Origin of the sequence: Pleomorphomonas sp. JP5 (genome assembly GCF_023721815.1) — a bacterium.
In the GTDB taxonomy this organism is placed as follows: Bacteria; Pseudomonadota; Alphaproteobacteria; order Rhizobiales; family Pleomorphomonadaceae; genus Pleomorphomonas.
Genome location: NZ_JAMDLI010000023.1, coordinates 1 through 1,275, shown reverse-complemented (window position 1 = coordinate 1,275; position 1,275 = coordinate 1). Strand labels below are relative to the sequence as shown.

Below are 1,275 nucleotides of genomic sequence, written 5' to 3'. Positions count from 1 at the left end.
GCCACTGCTGTCCGGTTTAAATCACTGGACAGGGTGCATGGCATTGATTCTACTCGTCTTCAGACGTTTAGCCGCGTTCTGGACACGAGCAGGAGATCAACGCCATGCAGCATCACCATAGCGTCTTTCATCAGATACAGCGCCATATTCCATGGGCGATCTTCGATCGTCTTGTGGACGACTACAAAGCCGACCATCGCGTGCGTCGTCTGTCGTCCAAGAGCCAGTTTCTGGCGCTTCTATTTGGTCAGTTGGCTGGCGCGGTCAGCCTGCGCGAGATCGAGGCGGCGATGAGCAGCCACCAGAGCTGCCTCTACCACGTCGGCGCCAAGCTTCCCGCCCGATCGACGCTCGCCGATGCCAACGCCAAGCGACCCTGGCCGCTGTTTGCCGGCCTGTTCGCTAACATGGCGCAGACCGCCAGCAGGCGAACGCGCCGGCAGATGAGCGACGCGGTGCGGATCATCGACGCCACCCACATCCGCCTGTCCTCGCTCAGCGCCGCCTGGCTCAGCGAGCGCAAGGGCCTGTGGGCGGCCAAGATGCATCTCGTCTACGATCCCAATGCCGACGCCCCCATGCAGATCGCACTGACCGATCAAACGGTGGGTGACGTCACCCCGGCCAAGGCGTTCGAGCCAATCCCAGGCATGACCTATGTCTTTGATCTCGCTTATTATGACTTCGCCTGGTGGGCCAGGCTCCACGCCGAGGGCTGCCGCATCGTCACCCGCTTCAAGTCCCACACTCCGTTGAGGGTGAGCCGCATCAACCCAGTGCCGGAGACCGGTTCCGTGCTCACCGACCGCATCGGCATGCTGCCCGAGCGCCTTGCCTGGTCGCGACAGAACCCCATGAACGATCCGGTGCGTGAGGTCACCGTCCGCATCTCCACCGGCAAGATCCTGCGCATCCTAACCAACGATCTCGACGCCCCAGCCCAGGAGATCGCCGACCTCTACAAGCAGCGTTGGCAGATCGAGCTGTTCTTCAAATGGGCCAAGCAGAACCTCAGAATCAAGCACTTCCTCGGCACCTCCGAGAACGCCATCCGCATCCAGATCTTCGTCGCCCTCATTGCCTACATCCTGATCCGAATGGCGCAGGCGACCCAGACCGAAGTCCAAAGACTGCTGACTTTTACTCGCCTCGTTCGCGTCAACATCATGCACCGGAGATCCATTTGCCATCTCAAAACACCACCCAAACCGCCCGTAAGCGATCCAAGGCAGATGCTTCTCCCTGGGTTGGCGATTTAAACCGGACAGCAGTGGC

General features: G+C 60.6%; 1 protein-coding gene. It reads left to right on the top strand.

Annotated features, from left to right (window positions below; translation table 11 throughout):
• Nucleotides 1–104: 104 nt before the first annotated feature.
• Entirely contained in the window at nucleotides 105–1,259 is a 1,155-nt protein-coding gene (locus tag M4J40_RS22330) for an IS4 family transposase (RefSeq protein WP_251756633.1), read from the top strand.
• Nucleotides 1,260–1,275 lie beyond the last annotated feature (16 nt).